Raw genomic sequence first — 17,168 nt, 5'->3', positions numbered from 1 at the left:
AAATGGGCGCCTCGCTGCTGCAACGGAAATCCACAAGCTGGACAATGCTCTGGAACAACAATTTCCTCCCCATCGTTCTCAGATGTTACTTTTCCCAAAATCTCAGGAATAACATCGTTTGAGCGACGAATAAACACACGCGCCCCCAAGGCAAACTTCAGATTCTTACGCTCGATATCACCAGCATTGTTCAGCGTACAATTTTGTACAGTGACTCCCGCCAGCTCTACCGGTTCTACCCTAGCCAGTGGAGTGATCTTCCCGGTTCTTCCTACATTCCACTCGACCGAGTTAAGCACCGTAGTCGTTTCCTCTGCTTCGAACTTATATGCCACCGCCCAGCGTGGGAATTTATCGGTATATCCGAGAACCTCACGTGTGCGCATATCTGTAATTTTCAATACTGCCCCATCAATAAGATAATCCAAACCGGCACGGGATTCTTCAATCTCAATTAACTGCTCCATTACATCATCAAAATTATCAAAGTAAGTTAGGTATGGGTTTACCTTGAAATGATTTTCACGCAGGAAGGTCATCATCTCCTGGTGGCTGTTAAACTGAATACGGTCCGCATAGCCTACATTATAGAAAAATGCATTCAAACGCCGCTCTGCTGTTACTTTGGGATTCAAGTTACGCAAAGCCCCTGCTGCGGCATTTCGTGCATTTTTAAGAGGCTCTACGGCCTTCTCATTATAATTGGACAGTACGGAGAGATTCATGATCCCTTCTCCCTGCACCTCAATAGTTCCATTTTGAAAAGGAATTTTAAGTGGCACGGATTTAATCGTCTTTACCTGTGCCAGTATCCCCTCACCTACCACACCATTACCACGGGTAGAAGCCTGCACCAGTTGTCCATCCGTGTACGTCAGGTTCAGCGTCAGTCCATCAAATTTTAGTTCTATCGCATAGCCTGGAGATGGCAAGGGTTGCTCCGGGTTCTTGGTATTGTAATCATTGACCAGCTTCACGACACGCGCGTTCCATGCACGCAGCTGCTCCATATTCTGAGCTTTATCAAGGCTCCATAATGGAGCGAGGTGGCGATGCGGTGTGAAGCCCTTGAGTATCTCCCCACCCACACGCTGTGTTGGCGAATCCGGCAGTACAAGACCGCTTGTTTGTTCAAGTGCTACCAGTTCGTCATAAAGCACATCATATTCTTTGTCGCTGATCTGGGGGTCATCCAATGTATAGTAGTGATAGTTATATGTGTTCAGTTCAGCAACAAGCTGCTCCATCCTGTGCATTGGGTTCATGCAGGCGTATCCCTCCGGGAACTTCATTAGGGCAGAGGCCTAAGCCAAGCTGCCCTATGAGGTTCGAGATTTAATGAAATTTGAGATTTAAGATTTATTCTACTTTTGTAATCGGCGCAAAGCCAGCCAACAGTCGCTTAACCCCTACTGGAGCCGGGAAAGCAATTTGAAGTTCCATATCATTGCCCGTCCCTTTTACAGCTACAATGGTTCCAATTCCCCATTTGCCATGCTGTACCTTGTCTCCGGCAGCAAAAATGGATGGACCTCCTGTCGAAGCAGTCGAAGTTGGTTTTGCGGGCGAGGAAGTGGTCACTGTTACGCGGGGCGACGCGGAAGCAGACGAGCCACTACGGCTCATCGTATCAAACGAGCGCTCTCCACCAAAGTTGCTGCCACTGCTTTTGCCCAGTCCGCGGCCACCATAAGATCCGCCTACATTGCCTGAACGACGGTAGCGGTCACGCTTGATGATCGTATCCTCTTTTAACTCATCCGGAATCTCTTCGAGAAAGCGGGAAGGCGGGTTAGCTGTGGTACGTCCAAACAGAGTGCGCATCTGTGCGCATGTGAGGAACAACTGCTCCTCAGCACGGGTAATCCCGACATACGCCAATCTGCGCTCTTCTTCCAGCTCTTCATTATCCAAAAAGGCCCTGCTGTGAGGGAATACCCCCTCCTCCATACCGACGATAAATACGATAGGAAACTCCAATCCTTTGGCGCTATGCATGGTCATTAATACAACCGCATCACTTTGCTCCTCTTCATCGTCATTCATGGAATCAATATCGGCAATCAGAGCAAGATCGGTCAGGAAGGAGACAAGCGACTTGTCTTCCGTCCCTTTTTCAAATTCCATGGTTACCGACAGAAACTCATCAATATTCTCCAAACGCGAGCGTGACTCAAGTGTATTCTCGTTTTGCAGTTCCATTCGATATTGAGTGGTTTCCAGCATTTTTTCGGTCAGCTCAGTAACTGACAGATAATCCACCATCCGACTTAAACCCTCGATCATATCGTAAAACTCTACAAGCGCATTGCGTGTGCGCCCAGCAAAGCCCAAGTCATCCACCACTTGAAGCACACGGAAAATTGAAACCCCACGTTCCGCCGCAGCTGCCTGCAATTTGCCGACCGTTGTGTCGCCGATGCTTCGTTTCGGCACATTAATGATTCGGATCAAGCTGATATCGTCGTCAGGATTGGACAGTAGGCGAAGATACGCCAGTAAATCCTTAATCTCTTTACGATCATAGAACTTGATTCCGCCCACGATTTGGTAAGGAATATCCGATTTAATCAAAATTTCCTCGACTACCCGAGACTGGGCATTCGTACGGTACAAAATAGCATGATGGCTATAGGTTTTGCCCGCCTTTATATTCTTATGAATTTCTGAGGCGATAAAGTAGCCTTCGTCATGTTCGGAGTCAGCACGATAAACCTTAATCTTGGCACCGCCTTCTTTGTCGGTCCATAGTTTTTTCGGCTTACGGCCTGTATTTTGGCCAATGACTTCGTTAGCCGCATTAAGAATATTCGAAGTTGAGCGATAGTTCTGCTCCAACAAAATAGTACGTGCTTCTGGGTAATCCTCTTCAAAGTTCAAAATGTTGCTAATATCCGCCCCCCGCCACCGATAGATGGATTGGTCGCTGTCACCTACAACGCATAGCCGGTGATGCTTGTCAGCCAGCATTTTGCACAGCATGTACTGCGCACGGTTCGTATCCTGATATTCATCAACATGAATGTATTGAAATTTCTTTTGGTAGAAATCAAGCACCTCAGGCACTTCTTTAAAGAGCTGAATCGTTGCCATGATCAGATCATCAAAATCAAGAGAGTTGTTATTTTTGAGCCGTTGTTGATACTTGGTATATACCTTCGCCACAATTCCTTCAAAATAATCGCCAATCTTGCGCTCATACATTTCGGGAGTGACCAATTCATTTTTAGCCGTACTCATCATAGACTGAACCGCTTTGGGTTCAAACTTCTTAGTATCTATATTCAAGTCCTTCATGCAGCTCCGAATGACAGACAATTGATCCGTAGAATCCAAGATGCTGAAATTGGAGGTAAATCCGATCCGCTCAATATCCCGGCGTAAAATACGCACACACATGGAGTGAAAGGTGGATACCCACACATCTCTCCCCTGCGGGCCAATTAGCTTGGATACGCGATCCTGCATTTCTCGCGCGGCCTTGTTCGTAAAGGTAATCGCCAAAATCCCCCATGGAGCCGTCTTGCGGGTCGCAATGAGGTAAGCTATTCGGTGCGTGAGCACCCGTGTCTTACCACTGCCTGCGCCAGCCATAATCAGCAGCGGACCATCTACAGCCTCCACGGCCTGACGCTGAGGCTGATTAAGGCGAGCTACCGCCTCGTGTATATCTATTGATTGCATGCGTGCATGCTCCTTTCTCTAAGCCTTCATAAAATTCACGCTCTATACTTCCAATTTCACAGCTACCGTCTCCAGCGCTTTCGCCAAATCACGATAAATAATGTTTCCTACTACAATGGTGTCACAAACAGCTGCTGCTTGTAACGCGGTAGATTTATCCACGATCCCTCCTCCGTATAGGACACGAGATCGCTCCATACCACGATGTATTTGTTGTACCAGCTCCATATCTCCAAAGACACCGCTATATTCCACATATACAATCGGTAGATGCATAAGCTTGTCAGCAATCTGTGCATATGAAGCGGCAGCAGAAGCACTCAGCGAAGTATCCGCACTGGTAAGCTTAGCGACGGTGGAATCACCGTTCAAAACAATATATCCTTCCGTCACAAGCAAATCCCAAGGGATCATATAACCAAATTGCTCAATCGCACGTTGGTGCTGGCCCATGATCCAATTACTGTCACTGGTATTCAGCACCATGGGAATCATATACAGATCAAACCCCGGCACTACAGCTTCCAGATCGGATACCTCAAGCACACACGGCACCTCGTAACGCCGAACCCGTGACAGCAAATCCACCGTATTTTCATACGTTACGCCCGATGAACCGCCTACCATAATGGCGTCCGTACCAGACATACACACGGCATCAAGCGCTTCATCATTCAGTTCCTTGTCAGGATCAAGCTTAAATACATGCCTCCATGATTGAATTGAATCTGCCAACACACATTCCTCCAGCATCCATTGCTTTTATCATCATCCAGACGAGCCGAATTTTAATATCCAAAAGCGTTCTATGCTAAGTCTATGACAGTGCTTAAAAGGTGTCAATGTTCGTATCAAATGGGAACACCGAGTTCAGACAGCTTATGGTCTCAGCGCATACAACCAACTGCCTCTACTAAGTTCTTTTTCCGTTAAAACGTCTGTATAGAAACCTCTTACACCCATCTGTTCGTACTCAGTAGCATCCTTCAACTCGTTAATCGTATTTACATAGCACACTGCCCCTGCCTGACGCAAACTTTCAACTAAGGCACCATTCACGCGATTTTCCGGTAAAGTTACTTCCGTTATATCATGTTGTTGAACAAATTGAATGATCTGGTCATCCGTATCTTCTGTAGCATAGAGCGTATAAATAATGGATGTATAAGGATAGATACTCCGTAACGTTTGCAGCATTTCCTCATTATAAATTTGAGGGACAATACGAGATAAAAGTTCGGGATTTTTCTCCTGAGCCTGACGGGTCAGTTGCGCAAACAACCGTTTGATTTGGGCAGAGTCCTGTTCTTTCGTATCGGTCACAATATAGGCATCCGGGTACTTTTCCAATAAATCCAATACATCCTTCCAATCTAGTGGAGTATAGGAACCGTGTATAGGGGTGTTTTTAAATTGATGATAGCTCCAAGGCTTTCCGCCCTGCTCTGTAGCAACTGCGTGTTCCTGTTGCATTTGTTTTGTAAAGGATTCTGTCCATTCATGGCGTGCCACCAAATGTCCATCCGAAGTAAACATCAGGTCGACCTCGAATACACGGCTGCCTTTTTTATAATTTTCTACAAACGCTTCACGCGCATTGGTATAAGCCAAACCATCAACGGCTCCCATGGCATGCGAAATTACGCGGTGTGTGGTAAAGCCAGTATGTTCTTCTGTAGATTGTCCTTTATAAGCCAGTAAAAATGTACCGATTAACATTAAAAGAATAACCGCAGCAATCACTCGTTTCATAGGGTGTCACATCCTTTTCGTACAGGTCAATACCCTACATACACCTACTCAAAACAGCTCTATATCAGCTGAACTAAAAAATGTACATATAAGTAGGCAAAATAGTGCTGAACTGGTGAAGCGCGTATTCATTGGCCTTATTATTGAAATCTCGGGACGTTGGCTATGGAAGTGTAATAGACACAAAAATACCCTCCGGCTAAGCCGAAGGGTGCTCTGAATTAATAAGCGTTTTTGAAGCCGTTACGGATTGTACGAAAAATAATTTTAATATCGAATAAGAGCGACCAGTTCTCAATATAGAAGATGTCGTGCTTAATCCGTTCCTCAATAGATGTATCTCCACGTAACCCGTTACTCTGTGCCCAACCTGTAATTCCAGGACGAACATGATGCTTCACCATGTATTTTGGAATTTCCTCACGGAATTGATCCACATAATAGGGCCGTTCCGGACGTGGACCAACGACACTCATATCACCTAACAGTACGTTGAAAAACTGTGGCAGCTCATCGAGACTCGTTTTACGAATAAAAGTACCAAAACGTGTGCGTCTTGGGTCATTAGCAGTCGTCCAGCCCGTATCTTCAGTTCCAGGTGGCAGTACCCTCATCGAACGAAATTTGTACATCCGGAAGGTGCGACGATTCAAGCCTACCCGCTCCTGCTTAAAAATAATGGGGCCTCTCGATGTGACCTTCACACCAATCGCCACGGCCAGCATAATGGGAGAGGTCAGAATAATGGCGAATAAAGAAAATAAAATATCAAACAGACGCTTAAACAATCGATTCCCTGCTACATCCAGTGGAATATCTCGTACATTGATCATCGGCATACCTGCAAAGTTGTCAAAGTAAGGTCGTGCCGGCAAATAATCAAAGAAATCGGGAATAATAAGCGTGCGCACTCCAGCCTTTTCACACATGTTGATAATCTTGGGATACTTATCATGAGCATCCAGCGGCAACGCCAGAATGACCTCATCAATCATCAGGCGCGACAGCGTTGCCTCCAACTGATCTAATCCTCCGAGAATCGGGCGAAAATGAGCCTCTTCCTCTTCGTTCCAATGCCGTTTATCATCCAGAAACCCTACTACTTCATAGCCTAAATCAGGATATTGTCCAAGATTATGATAAAATCGTTGGCCTAAAGAACCTGCTCCAAGAATGAGCATGAATTGCTTATTGTATCCTTTTTGACGGAGAATTTTAAGAATTTGCTTCAAAAAATAACGATAAAACAAAATAATCAGCACATTACCAACCATATAGATCGCCAGGTAGGACCGCGAGATGTCGATTTGCTTTACGAAAAACATTACACTCAACAGCACAAACAGACCAACAATGTGAATCTGGGTAACGCGAAATACATCATCTGCAAACCTCTTTTTGCGCTTTGGCGAATAGAGTGAGAATAACATCCCCAGCACTACAGCAATCAGACCGTATATTAAGCTCCACCCTCCATATACTTGAATAGGAAGCGGCTCTTTATAAGTGATCCATTCACTTTCAAATTTGAAAAACCAAGCGATCAGAAAAGATAACTGAATGACCGCGAAATCCGCCACAATATATAATTGGGTTAAAAAACGCTGATTTCTGCGTATCATGCTTTCACCTCAGTACGAGATTGTTCCCCGCCGTCCGGCTTAACCGGTGCAGACAACTTATTTTTAAGAAAAGCCATTCCAAACTTCACCGTAATTCCCGTATATACAGCCATGTTAGTGATCCAGCTGTATTGCTGTTTATAATGCTTACGATGAAATACCCACATCGCTCTATGAAACTCATAAATAATTTTCAAAGGACGACGGCGAGCACTGCCTCCTTTGATATGAATAATATATGTGCGTGGGTAGTAGTAAATGCCCCAACCGGCTTGTTTAATCCGATAACACCAGTCTATATCCTCACCATACATAAAAAAGGTTTCGTCCAATCCGCCGACCTGGTCAATCGTCTCCTTACGCACCAGCATAAAAGCACCAACCAGTACATCTACAGGATACTCATCATCGGGGCTTAGATGCCCAAGCTGATATTGGTTGTACTTCGGGTTATCCGGGTAACGCTTCGACCAGCCGAAAGCATAGTAAAAAGACGCCGACGGCGTTGGAAACCCTCGCTTACAAGCCTTGTCTAGCGAGCCATCCGGCAGAATGACCTTACAGCCCGATGCCCCCATCTCCGGGTGTGTATCCATAAACTGAACCATTGTATCCAGCGTATCCGGCTGCACCAACGTATCGGAGTTCAATAGCAATACATAACGCCCGCTAGCTACTTCCATCCCCTGATTGTTCGCCTTGGCAAACCCTGTATTATCCTTATTAGCTATCAATGTAATATCCGGGTACGCAGCACGAATAGCCTCAACAGACCCGTCACTGGAGTGATTATCGATAACAATGACTTCATATCGATACTGCGTCTTTGACGCATACACTGACTGCAAACAATCCAGCGTCAATCGACACGTATTATAGTTGACGACCAGTATGCTTACATCCATATTTAAAACGCTCCTGACAAATTCAGTAATCTATTCTACTATCGCCTATTATAGCATACCGTGCAGGCCACGGGGCGCAAAAAAGCACATAACTTGTAACCTTGCATAGTTAGTAGAATTTCACAAAATTCGATTCCAGTCGCTCCAAAGTACAAATATAGACAAACGAAACCATTTCGATCTATATATTGTTCATTGGAAGTCGTTTATTAGATTTTTGTAAAATCCTCGGTTGAGGTCTAAATTTCATCGTGGTAAGATATACATGGAAAAAGGGCTGGTGCCAGCCAGCCCCGCGCAACCAACGCTCCAAGAGCGGACGGTTTTAGAACAATCAGGCCGAAAATAGACCCTTCCTTGCGGGGGCGGTCTATTTTCGTTTGTTAAACTCTAACAGTGTGACGATTAACGCCCCGAACGTCAGCATTAAACTGAGCGCCTCAAACACTGTCACAGGCTTCACCCCCCTCCTCGGGAGAGTTAGCCGACCGCCCTTGCCAGCTCTATCGGTTGCACGTTTCAATTATACTATATATTTCCAAAAAGGAACACGCATTCGATGGTATTTTATCTAGCATTCATTTGCACCTTTGATTATTTGACGCTCTATATGGAAAAAAGTTTCAATATTTTCCTTTCCATCTTCTATAATTTCCCCAATATAAAAACTAACTTATAAATCCAGTTGTCCAACCGTGACTGCCTATAGAATGGAGATTGCCCAATATATCTCATACGAGAAAGCACACCCTTTTGGTAGCTATCCAGGAATTGATCCACATCTCTGTACAATTGAGAAGGCATGTCTTGTCCATATAGTTGAACAAATTGCCGGGCTTGCTTACTTAAAATATAGCGGTTTTTTCCTTTCACAAATCTACTTAGTCTCTTCCTCCACTTGCCGATCCAGCCATCCGTTGACCCTCCGAGCACATTGTTTTGATGCTGCCGATACCAAATGGACGGCTCAGGATCAAAAACGACCTCACCAAAAGCGGCGGTACATAAGTAAATCCACCAGTCATGCATGATAATGTTATCCAAAGTATCTGGCATTCTCGTTTTCACGAACTGAAGTGTTTGTTTATTGATTACCATGGTACAACCTACACATACATTCTCGATGAGAGCATTATATAAGGATAAAGGTCTGGGAATATCGGCTGGCCATACCTTGAGGGGTTCCAAGTTTTGAGAGACCATTTGGGTAGCAGAACAGTACATCAGCGGGCGGCTCTCATCCTTTTCCCTGAGCTGAGCTACAGCCCGAGCAAGCTTTTTCGGCATCCACACATCATCCTGATCACAAAAAGCATAATAGTCGAATGTCTCGGAAGATCTTTGAATCAGATCAAAAAAGCTCGTAATAACACCTACATTGCTCTTGAGGCATAACCTAATCTGTTGAGGATAGTGTTGCTCCAGTGTAATCAACTTGGCTACCGTATCATCTGTCGAGCCATCATCACGGATTAGAATCTGCACTTCTACGTCTTTTTGATTGATGAGACTTTCTACCTGCTCATCTAAGTAAGCTGCTCCATTATATGTAGACAATAAAACTTGTACGTTAGGTTTGTTCAGAGTAATGCCCTCCTTCTTTGAAAATATGGGCTACGGGGACATGTATGTCCCACCTGCCTATACATTATAATGCTCATCGTCCTTAATCAACATAGTCTTTAATATAATAAAATCTCCCAATCCTGAAATGATGGGAGATTTTCGATAGCTATAATAAAGTTTTAATTATTCAGATTCATCAAAATACTCCTGCAAAAAGTCACGCAATCCCTTGCGCCAATCCTGTAAATCGTGGAATCCGTTGGTCCGGATCGCAATATGCTCCATCACGGAATTACGTGGCCGCGCTGCGGGTCTGGGAAACTGCTCGGTGCTGCACGGTTCTAAATTTGCTGTGACCTTTACAGCATATAGCTCTGCGGCATCCTGAAAAATAGCTTGTGTGAACTCGTACCAGGTGCAAGAACCGCTATTGGATGCATGATATACGCCATACTTCTCTGTTTGAATCAATTCCGCCAAAAAACGTGCCAAATCCACCGTATAGGTAGGTGAACCCTTCTGATCATTTACCACCTGAAGTTGCGACTTCTCTTGTCCAAGCTTCAACATGGTTTTAACGAAATTGTTCCCGTACAACCCATAGACCCATGACGTCCGAACAATAAAGTACCTAGAGGAAAGCGTCTCGGTTAACACCTCTCCCGCCCGTTTGGACTTCCCATAGATACTCTGTGGATTCGTATTATCATATTCGTGATAAGGCTGCTCGGTGGTCCCATCAAATACATAATCTGTACTGATATAAACCAGTTTAGCTCCTACTTCTTCTGCCGCCAGTACCATATTACGTGTCCCTGCCGCATTTACTTGATAAGCTCTATCCATATCAGTCTCCGCCGCATCCACCGCTGTATACGCTGCACAGTGGATTACAGCTTCAGGCTGATATTGTCCTACTATTTTCATCGCTTGGTCCAAATCCGTAATATCCAGCTGTTCCCGATCATATCCAAGAATATCATGCCCTTGCTCTTGGAAGACCTTTACCACATCCTTGCCGAGCTGGCCGGATGCCCCAGTAACCAATATTCTCATTTTACACGTCACCTAAGCGTGAACCATACTGCTTAGCATAATATTGCTGATATTCACCAGATTGAATGCGAGTCCACCATTCCTCATTGTCCAAGTACCAGCGAATCGTTTCTTTAATGCCGGTCTCAAAAGAGTGCTTGGGCTTCCAACCCAGCTCGTTCATGGTTTTGCTCGGGTCAATACCGTAACGGCGGTCGTGACCCGGACGATCCTGCACATACGAAATTAGAGATTCTGGCTTGCCCAGCTCCTCCAATACCGTTTTAACGATATGCACATTCGTTCGCTCGTTATTTCCCCCGATATTGTACACTTCACCCAGCTTGCCCTGATGAATGACCAGATCAATTGCGCTGCAGTGATCCTCTACATACAACCAATCGCGAATGTTCAAGCCATCCCCATACACAGGTAGCTGTTGATCACTCAACGCACGTGAGATCATTAACGGAATCAGTTTTTCTGGGAATTGATATGGGCCGTAGTTATTAGAACAACGTGTGATATTCACTGGCAAACCGAAGGTTTCATGATATGCACGAACTAACAGATCACCGCCTGCCTTGGAAGCAGAATAGGGACTATTAGGCTGCAATGGAGTTTCCTCTGTGAACAATCCGGTTTCACCCAGTGAACCGTATACTTCATCTGTCGATACCTGTACAAATTTGGTCACATTATATTTTTTGGCGGCATCCAGTAACACCTGTGTCCCCAATACGTTTGTTTTCACAAACACTTCCGGCTCCAAAATACTCCGATCCACATGCGACTCTGCCGCAAAATTCACCACCACATCAATTCCCTGCTGCATCAGTTGGTCCATCACTTGTGCATCAGTAATATCTGCTTTCACAAAGGTATGTTTGGGATGATCTTCGATGGATTTCAAATTTTCCAAGTTACCTGCATAGGTGAGGGCATCCACATTCACGATTTCATAATCTGGATGCTGCTTTAACATATACAATACAAAGTTACTGCCAATAAATCCGGCACCGCCGGTGACAAGAAGTTTCATACAAGCCTCCTGTACTGAGCAATGTAATAATAGACTTCTGAACCATTTTATTAGCTCAAAAGCATACAAAATATTAATTTTTTGTATTAATTTCTAATCAAAATTGATTTCCGCATCTTTCAGTAATGGCTGCTGTTTATCCTTCTCTGAAAGTATCGCCTTGGAGGTAGGCCAATCAATACTCAATGCGGGGTCATTCCACAGTATCCCTCTGTCGTGTAAAGGAGAGTAATATTCATCAACCTTATACAACACCTGCGTATTTGGAACAAGCGTACAAAAACCATGAGCAAACCCCTTTGGCACCAGCAACTGGCGATGATTATACTCACTTAGAATGACACTCATCCATTGTCCAAACGTAGGAGAGCTTTTTCGAATGTCCAGAATCACATCATAGATAGCACCTGTGATTACCCTGATAAGTTTAGTTTGTGCCTTCGGATTTAATTGGTAATGCAACCCACGTATAACTCCTGCATCAGCAGAAAGTGATTGGTTATCTTGTATAAACGTATGAGTAATCCCCTTACCTTGCATTACCTGTTGATTATAACTTTCCATAAAAAAACCACGTTGATCACCATGAACAATTGGTTCTATTACACTAGCGTCTGCCAATCTTAAAGGTATCACCTTCATAATATACCTTCTTTCCTCAATGCTTTAAAACTTCCCCTTACAACTTTAATTTACCAAATTCCTCACCAAATATAATGTTTTGCGTGAGTTCATTTGCTCTTGCAAGCGAAGTATGCGTTCCTGCGTCCGTCCACCAACCTTGAAGAATATCATAGGTCAATGTTCCGTTAGCAATATATGCATTATTTACGTCCGTTATTTCTAATTCTCCACGTGTCGAAGGTTTAAGTGTTTTAACAATATCAAACACTCCGTGGTCAAACATGTAAATACCCGTAACTGCATAATCGCTTTTAGGTACCTGGGGCTTTTCTTCTATAGATAAAATACGTTGATTTTGAATTTCTGCTACACCAAATCGCTGCGGGTCATGGACCTTTTGCAATAATAATTTAGCACCAACATTCTGTTTACGAAAATTTTGTACAAAAGGAGAGATATCATCCTCAAATACATTGTCCCCTAAAATGACAACCATCTGATCCGTACCAACAAATTGTTTTGCCAAGTATAACGCTTGGGCAATACCACCGGCTTCGTCTTGCACCTTATATGTAAAGGTTACGCCCATATCGCGACCGCTCCCAAGCAAACTTACAACATCCCCCATATGTTCTTTACCTGTTACAATAAGAATGTCTGTAATATCGGCTTTTTTCAGCTTATATATGGAGTGAAAGACCATAGGGTACTTACCGACAGGAAGCAGGTGCTTATTAGTCACTTTGGTTAAAGGAAAAAGACGAGAACCAGTCCCGCCTGCAAGAATTATACCTTTCATATTTCCTCCTATTTAATTTATTTATCTATTTCCTTTTAATTACTCTTGCCGGGTTGCCAGCAACAACACAATTTGGTGGGACATCTTTTGTAACTACAGCACCAGCTCCTACAATAGCCCCTTCACCAATTGTAACTCCTGGCAAAACAATAGCTCCAACGCCAATAAAAACCCCATCACAAATAATTACTTTTTTTTTCACTAGTTCACCATATATTTCGGACGCTGCCTTAGTAGGATGAAAATGACTTAATATCGTTACATTGCGAGTGATTTTAACGTCTTCACCAATTTGAATTAATTCAGGTGTCATATTATCTATATTAACATTATAAGCAATAAAAATTTTTGTTATGTCTTTTATTTTCACTCCTCTAATTTTATGAATTAAAGCAATTAAAAACGATGGCCATATTATTATGCTCGCCAAACTTCCTAAGACACCCTTAAGGAATACTTTCAAGAATTTAACCCCACTCTTTTTTTTATAATGTAAGAAAATATCATTTTGTTTCAATATCTTTTTCTCCAAAAGTCCATCGTTTATTGAGAATAAAATTAAAAATAGGTACAACAATAACAGATAGTAACTGCCCAACCAAATATACTATATGAAATATATATACAATAAAATACATTAAAATCAGATTAATCAACAGCCCCAACAAAGATGTTATACAGTAGCGCAGGAAATAAATCCTGGTATTATTTACCACCCCAAATGTCCAACGCAAATTAATATAATAGGTCAATGTAATAATAAGCGCATAGCCAATTATTGTAGCTGTCAGTGGCTCGAAATGAAAAACCTCTACCAAAAACATTATCAATACGAGGTGAAGCATAGTGCCAATGCCCCCGACGAAACCATACTTTATAAATTGGAATAAATCAGCTCTCATTCGAACTAACAATCCTGTTTTTTTTCATTTCTTCAATTTCAATTTTCAAAAGACCTATTTCTTGGGATAAATTTTTTATCTTATTTGAGCTTCTTGAGGAAGCGACAGTTAAACTATAAAGGACAAAAAATAAAGCTATCAACGAAAGTAAAAAAAGAGCATTAACAGGGGTTTCTATATACAACCAATCAGAAATATAAAATAGAAAATGAGGAAATATTGAAAGAAATATTCCTGCCAGATTAATAAAGATCCATAATAAGGCATACTTTAATTCTAGCTGATACTTTTTTATTTTTTTTATTAATATAACTAGAATCATTACGCAAAAAAACAAAAGAATTAATTTCAGCTGAATGGGAATCATAATTGATCAACCTCATAAAATTTCTTTCCCCTTAAACCATCAATCAATATTGCAAATGAAACCTTTACCATATAGTAAATTGATCTAAATGCTCTAATTGAGGAAATCCCACCTTGTCTCTCTATCATTTCCACGGGTACCTCCTGCACCTTATGATTCGTTCTTAATAAATGTACAATTGATTCGGGTTCAGGATAATCAGCTGGATAGTAAACATTGGCAAATACCGTAATTACTTTACGATTACATGCTCTAAACCCAGAAGTAGGATCAGTGATTTTTCTTTTGGTTAATACATATATTAAACGACTAAAATACTTTATCCCTATCCTTCTTATAAGTGTTGACTGGAATCCTTTTTTCACTATATATCTCGATCCTATTACCATATCTGCATTTCCATTTATTATTGGTTCAATTAATAGTCTGATTTGTTTAGGATCATGCTGCCCATCTCCATCCACCTGAATAGCTATATCATAGTTTTCTTTAAAAGCAAATTTATATCCTGTCTGTACAGCCCCTCCAATACCCAAGTTACAGGGTAAATCTATGACATTAACATTATTTTGTCTACATATTAAAGAAGTACTATCAGTTGAGCCATCATTGATTACTAATAAATCCACATTTTCTTTTTTTAAGTTATCTATTAACTCTTTAATACTACTACCTTCATTATAAGCCGGAATAATAATCAATATTCTCATCTCAATTCTTCCTCTCGGTGCAAACTTACTTTATCTGAGCTAGGCAATTTAATGAAAACAAGACCAACCAAAAAGAAAGAACATAAAATTGTAGAATATAAATATCTTGATTGCTGTGCTGGTATTGCAGAAGCTAAGCCTAATACATTCAACATAACAGGTGCAAAAATAAGAATACTTTTAAAATTATTTCTAAAACCAATTATTAGAGCGCATAATATTGTTATTAAAATAAAAATAGCTGGCCTCCAAATTAACCATACCAGATCCGTTTGTTGCGATCTATCTAAATTATACTGAAACTTATCAAATAATTCAGGTGCTAGTGAGTCCGTCTGCAAATCGAAATTTTTCAAATTTTCCTGATCACTCTTAATAATTCCACGTTCTGTAAAAAAAGAAGCCGAGCCATATGGTTCACTAATTCTCCAAATAATTGAAGTTTGGTTGATCCAGCTTTTAAGGGCTATTTCGGGATGCTCAACGACTAATTGCATCCATACTTTCACAAATTGTGTTTTATAACCAGGTTCATCAAAAACTAACATATTGAATTTTGGATTAAACACAAGTGGATCAATAACAAACTTGTTATAATAATCTCCCCATAATGAAGGGTTCATAGCTTTGCCTATTACCTCTTTTTGATAATCATTTAATTCCACATTAGCTGCCAACATGGAAGCAACTTGTTGAATCGGTACATTCACAGTTAAAATAGTAGGACTAGGTTTACTGTCTAATAAATTCAACAACACCATTTTACTTCCAAAAAAAATAAAAATCACTACTAGAAACATACCAAATATTCTCTTCCAATTTGATTTATAAACTATTGCTAGTAGTAATGAGGTACCTGTGACAGAAATTATGCCATTATGTCTAAACATCAGCACAAGAAATAGAGCAATTCCAAGTAAAAATATATTCTTATTTGATCTTAACCAATTTTCTTTTTCAAAATACAAAGTAGCTACTACAATAGTAAGAAACAGTATGGATATGCTATAGGGAATATCTTTCCATAAACTTAACATCATCATTGAATTTACTGGTAAAAGGGCAAAAATTATCGATAATAACCATAAAACCCGTTTATTAACTTGTAGTTTTGTAAGAAGTCTAAATGCTAGAAAAAGAACAAACAATAAGTACATGGACTGTACTATAACTATAGGTGCTGGTGAGTACCATAACCGGGTAATTAACCATTTAACTAAAGTATCAAAAATCGGATGCGCGTCTCCAAATTCTAAAGTAGATAGCTGTCTCCATTGGTCTAAAGAATCTCCACTCATTAAACCTGGATAATAAGTAAGGAAGTAAATTAACCACACAAAAAATATAGGTAAGATATATATAAATTCATTCTTGTAATTGCTATTGATCATCCGTTTTGAATCAGAACGGTGCGTTAAGTTAAATATTATAATGTACATAAAAAAAGATAAAAGAAATAAATCAGATAGTAAAATAAAACCCTTTTCACAAAAAGAGAATTCTTTCAGATTAGTTAAAATAAACTCCTTAGAATCATTCTTCGGGGAATATAAATCAAGAATTTGGCTTTTTCCATCTATAGTTATTTGAACGATACCGGAATAAGGATGATTACTAAGTTTTAGCTTAATATCTTTCTGGATTTCCCCCTTCCATTTTATTTCTGCATCACCTTCACCTGTATAAACAGGTGTGTTTTCGATTATCTCCCACTTACCTATCATTAACATTTCATTTATAGGTATGTTATGGTCATCTATTTTTAATTCTTTTAACCAAACCTCTTTACCCAAAGACGCAGAATTTTTTTGTGCTAATGGATGAATCTCGATAATGTGATATGCAGAAATATTAAATGGCAACATAACAACCACCAAGAGCGCCATTAGTATACTAGATAGATAGATTTTTTTTGTGTTCTCTTGCTTACAATGTATTTGACAGAAAGATAAAAATCCCATTATAAAGCCCTTGAGAAATAAACCTAAAGTCAATGTTCCCAGTACTAGCAAGAACAACATCAAAATTAAATTATTAGTGATACTAGGAACAAAATGATATATTATACTTATACTTAATAAAAAACAAACAATATAAACAAAACTTAACTTAATGATATATTTATTCATCCTAATCCCCGTTTTATAATATTTTCTTTTC

The 17,168-nt window shown here is 41.0% G+C and carries 17 protein-coding genes (1 of these 17 running past the window's edge); all 17 read right to left on the bottom strand.

All coding sequences use genetic code 11. The annotated features are described in order from the left end of the window. On the bottom strand, window positions 1-1,265 hold the 5' portion of the coding sequence (ligA, locus tag ACXHJ2_RS00830; RefSeq protein WP_058830153.1) for an NAD-dependent DNA ligase LigA. It extends 751 nt beyond the left edge of the window; the window shows 1,265 of its 2,016 coding nt (coding positions 1-1,265); its start codon is at window positions 1,263-1,265; its stop codon lies off the left edge, out of view. 94 nt (window positions 1,266-1,359) lie between these two features. Beyond that, entirely contained in the window at window positions 1,360-3,684 is a 2,325-nt protein-coding gene (pcrA, locus tag ACXHJ2_RS00825) for a DNA helicase PcrA (RefSeq protein WP_058830154.1), read from the bottom strand. A 42-nt stretch (window positions 3,685-3,726) separates the two neighbouring features. Further along, entirely contained in the window at window positions 3,727-4,419 is a 693-nt protein-coding gene (pcrB, locus tag ACXHJ2_RS00820) for a heptaprenylglyceryl phosphate synthase (RefSeq protein ID WP_457874488.1), read from the bottom strand. A 144-nt stretch (window positions 4,420-4,563) separates the two neighbouring features. Beyond that, the gene (locus ACXHJ2_RS00815; RefSeq protein WP_058830155.1) at window positions 4,564-5,436 is read right to left on the bottom strand and encodes a phosphatidylinositol-specific phospholipase C/glycerophosphodiester phosphodiesterase family protein; all 873 of its coding nucleotides are present in this window, start codon (window positions 5,434-5,436) and stop codon (window positions 4,564-4,566) included. Between the two features lie 221 nt (window positions 5,437-5,657). Beyond that, window positions 5,658-7,058 (bottom strand): undecaprenyl-phosphate glucose phosphotransferase, encoded by a 1,401-nt coding sequence (locus tag ACXHJ2_RS00810; protein WP_013373301.1) that lies wholly within the window; start codon window positions 7,056-7,058, stop codon window positions 5,658-5,660. Continuing rightward, complete coding sequence (locus ACXHJ2_RS00805) at window positions 7,055-7,963, bottom strand: glycosyltransferase family 2 protein (protein ID WP_058830156.1); 909 nt, start codon at window positions 7,961-7,963, stop codon at window positions 7,055-7,057. The genes ACXHJ2_RS00810 and ACXHJ2_RS00805 overlap by 4 nt, the downstream gene beginning before the upstream one ends. A gap of 370 nt (window positions 7,964-8,333) precedes the next feature. After that, window positions 8,334-8,411 (bottom strand): putative holin-like toxin, encoded by a 78-nt coding sequence (locus tag ACXHJ2_RS00800; protein WP_354005523.1) that lies wholly within the window; start codon window positions 8,409-8,411, stop codon window positions 8,334-8,336. A 197-nt stretch (window positions 8,412-8,608) separates the two neighbouring features. After that, window positions 8,609-9,520, bottom strand: a complete 912-nt coding sequence (locus ACXHJ2_RS00795; RefSeq protein WP_238790992.1) for a glycosyltransferase family 2 protein — start codon at window positions 9,518-9,520, stop codon at window positions 8,609-8,611. Between the two features lie 192 nt (window positions 9,521-9,712). Next, window positions 9,713-10,585, bottom strand: a complete 873-nt coding sequence (rfbD, locus tag ACXHJ2_RS00790) for a dTDP-4-dehydrorhamnose reductase (RefSeq protein ID WP_025674868.1) — start codon at window positions 10,583-10,585, stop codon at window positions 9,713-9,715. A gap of 1 nt (window position 10,586) precedes the next feature. Next, window positions 10,587-11,606 (bottom strand): dTDP-glucose 4,6-dehydratase, encoded by a 1,020-nt coding sequence (rfbB, locus tag ACXHJ2_RS00785; protein ID WP_058830158.1) that lies wholly within the window; start codon window positions 11,604-11,606, stop codon window positions 10,587-10,589. Between the two features lie 93 nt (window positions 11,607-11,699). Next, complete coding sequence (gene rfbC / locus ACXHJ2_RS00780; protein WP_058830159.1) at window positions 11,700-12,248, bottom strand: dTDP-4-dehydrorhamnose 3,5-epimerase; 549 nt, start codon at window positions 12,246-12,248, stop codon at window positions 11,700-11,702. Window positions 12,249-12,285: 37 nt separating this feature from the next. Then, window positions 12,286-13,029 (bottom strand): sugar phosphate nucleotidyltransferase, encoded by a 744-nt coding sequence (locus tag ACXHJ2_RS00775; RefSeq protein ID WP_164964456.1) that lies wholly within the window; start codon window positions 13,027-13,029, stop codon window positions 12,286-12,288. Window positions 13,030-13,054: 25 nt separating this feature from the next. After that, the gene (locus ACXHJ2_RS00770) at window positions 13,055-13,546 is read right to left on the bottom strand and encodes an acyltransferase (RefSeq protein ID WP_274597476.1); all 492 of its coding nucleotides are present in this window, start codon (window positions 13,544-13,546) and stop codon (window positions 13,055-13,057) included. Further along, on the bottom strand, window positions 13,533-13,931 hold the full coding sequence (locus ACXHJ2_RS00765) for a GtrA family protein (RefSeq protein ID WP_165079701.1): 399 nt from the start codon (window positions 13,929-13,931) through the stop codon (window positions 13,533-13,535). Before ACXHJ2_RS00765 ends, ACXHJ2_RS00770 begins: the two co-directional genes overlap by 14 nt. Further along, window positions 13,921-14,298, bottom strand: a complete 378-nt coding sequence (locus ACXHJ2_RS00760; RefSeq protein ID WP_165079702.1) for a DUF2304 domain-containing protein — start codon at window positions 14,296-14,298, stop codon at window positions 13,921-13,923. Before ACXHJ2_RS00760 ends, ACXHJ2_RS00765 begins: the two co-directional genes overlap by 11 nt. After that, window positions 14,295-15,008: a glycosyltransferase family 2 protein gene (locus tag ACXHJ2_RS00755; protein ID WP_165079703.1), complete on the bottom strand. Its 714-nt coding sequence runs from the start codon at window positions 15,006-15,008 to the stop codon at window positions 14,295-14,297. The genes ACXHJ2_RS00760 and ACXHJ2_RS00755 overlap by 4 nt, the downstream gene beginning before the upstream one ends. Then, window positions 15,005-17,137, bottom strand: a complete 2,133-nt coding sequence (locus ACXHJ2_RS00750; RefSeq protein WP_165079704.1) for a DUF6020 family protein — start codon at window positions 17,135-17,137, stop codon at window positions 15,005-15,007. Before ACXHJ2_RS00750 ends, ACXHJ2_RS00755 begins: the two co-directional genes overlap by 4 nt. Window positions 17,138-17,168: the final 31 nt, after the last annotated feature.

The organism is Paenibacillus sp. ALE3 (genome assembly GCF_054113405.1).
Note: the sequence above shows the minus strand (reverse complement) of the source record. Positions and strands in the feature narration are given on the sequence as shown.

Coding starts and splice junctions, on each gene's coding strand:
- rfbD (WP_025674868.1), bottom strand. CDS start 10,585: ATGAGAATATTGGTTACTGGGGCATCCGGCCAGCTCGGCAAGGATGTG.
- pcrA (WP_058830154.1), bottom strand. CDS start 3,684: ATGCAATCAATAGATATACACGAGGCGGTAGCTCGCCTTAATCAGCCT.
- ACXHJ2_RS00760 (WP_165079702.1), bottom strand. CDS start 14,298: ATGATTCCCATTCAGCTGAAATTAATTCTTTTGTTTTTTTGCGTAATG.
- ACXHJ2_RS00755 (WP_165079703.1), bottom strand. CDS start 15,008: ATGAGAATATTGATTATTATTCCGGCTTATAATGAAGGTAGTAGTATT.
- ACXHJ2_RS00815 (WP_058830155.1), bottom strand. CDS start 5,436: ATGAAACGAGTGATTGCTGCGGTTATTCTTTTAATGTTAATCGGTACA.
- ACXHJ2_RS00810 (WP_013373301.1), bottom strand. CDS start 7,058: ATGATACGCAGAAATCAGCGTTTTTTAACCCAATTATATATTGTGGCG.
- rfbC (WP_058830159.1), bottom strand. CDS start 12,248: ATGAAGGTGATACCTTTAAGATTGGCAGACGCTAGTGTAATAGAACCA.
- rfbB (WP_058830158.1), bottom strand. CDS start 11,606: ATGAAACTTCTTGTCACCGGCGGTGCCGGATTTATTGGCAGTAACTTT.
- ACXHJ2_RS00750 (WP_165079704.1), bottom strand. CDS start 17,137: ATGAATAAATATATCATTAAGTTAAGTTTTGTTTATATTGTTTGTTTT.
- ACXHJ2_RS00775 (WP_164964456.1), bottom strand. CDS start 13,029: ATGAAAGGTATAATTCTTGCAGGCGGGACTGGTTCTCGTCTTTTTCCT.
- ACXHJ2_RS00805 (WP_058830156.1), bottom strand. CDS start 7,963: ATGGATGTAAGCATACTGGTCGTCAACTATAATACGTGTCGATTGACG.
- ACXHJ2_RS00765 (WP_165079701.1), bottom strand. CDS start 13,931: ATGAGAGCTGATTTATTCCAATTTATAAAGTATGGTTTCGTCGGGGGC.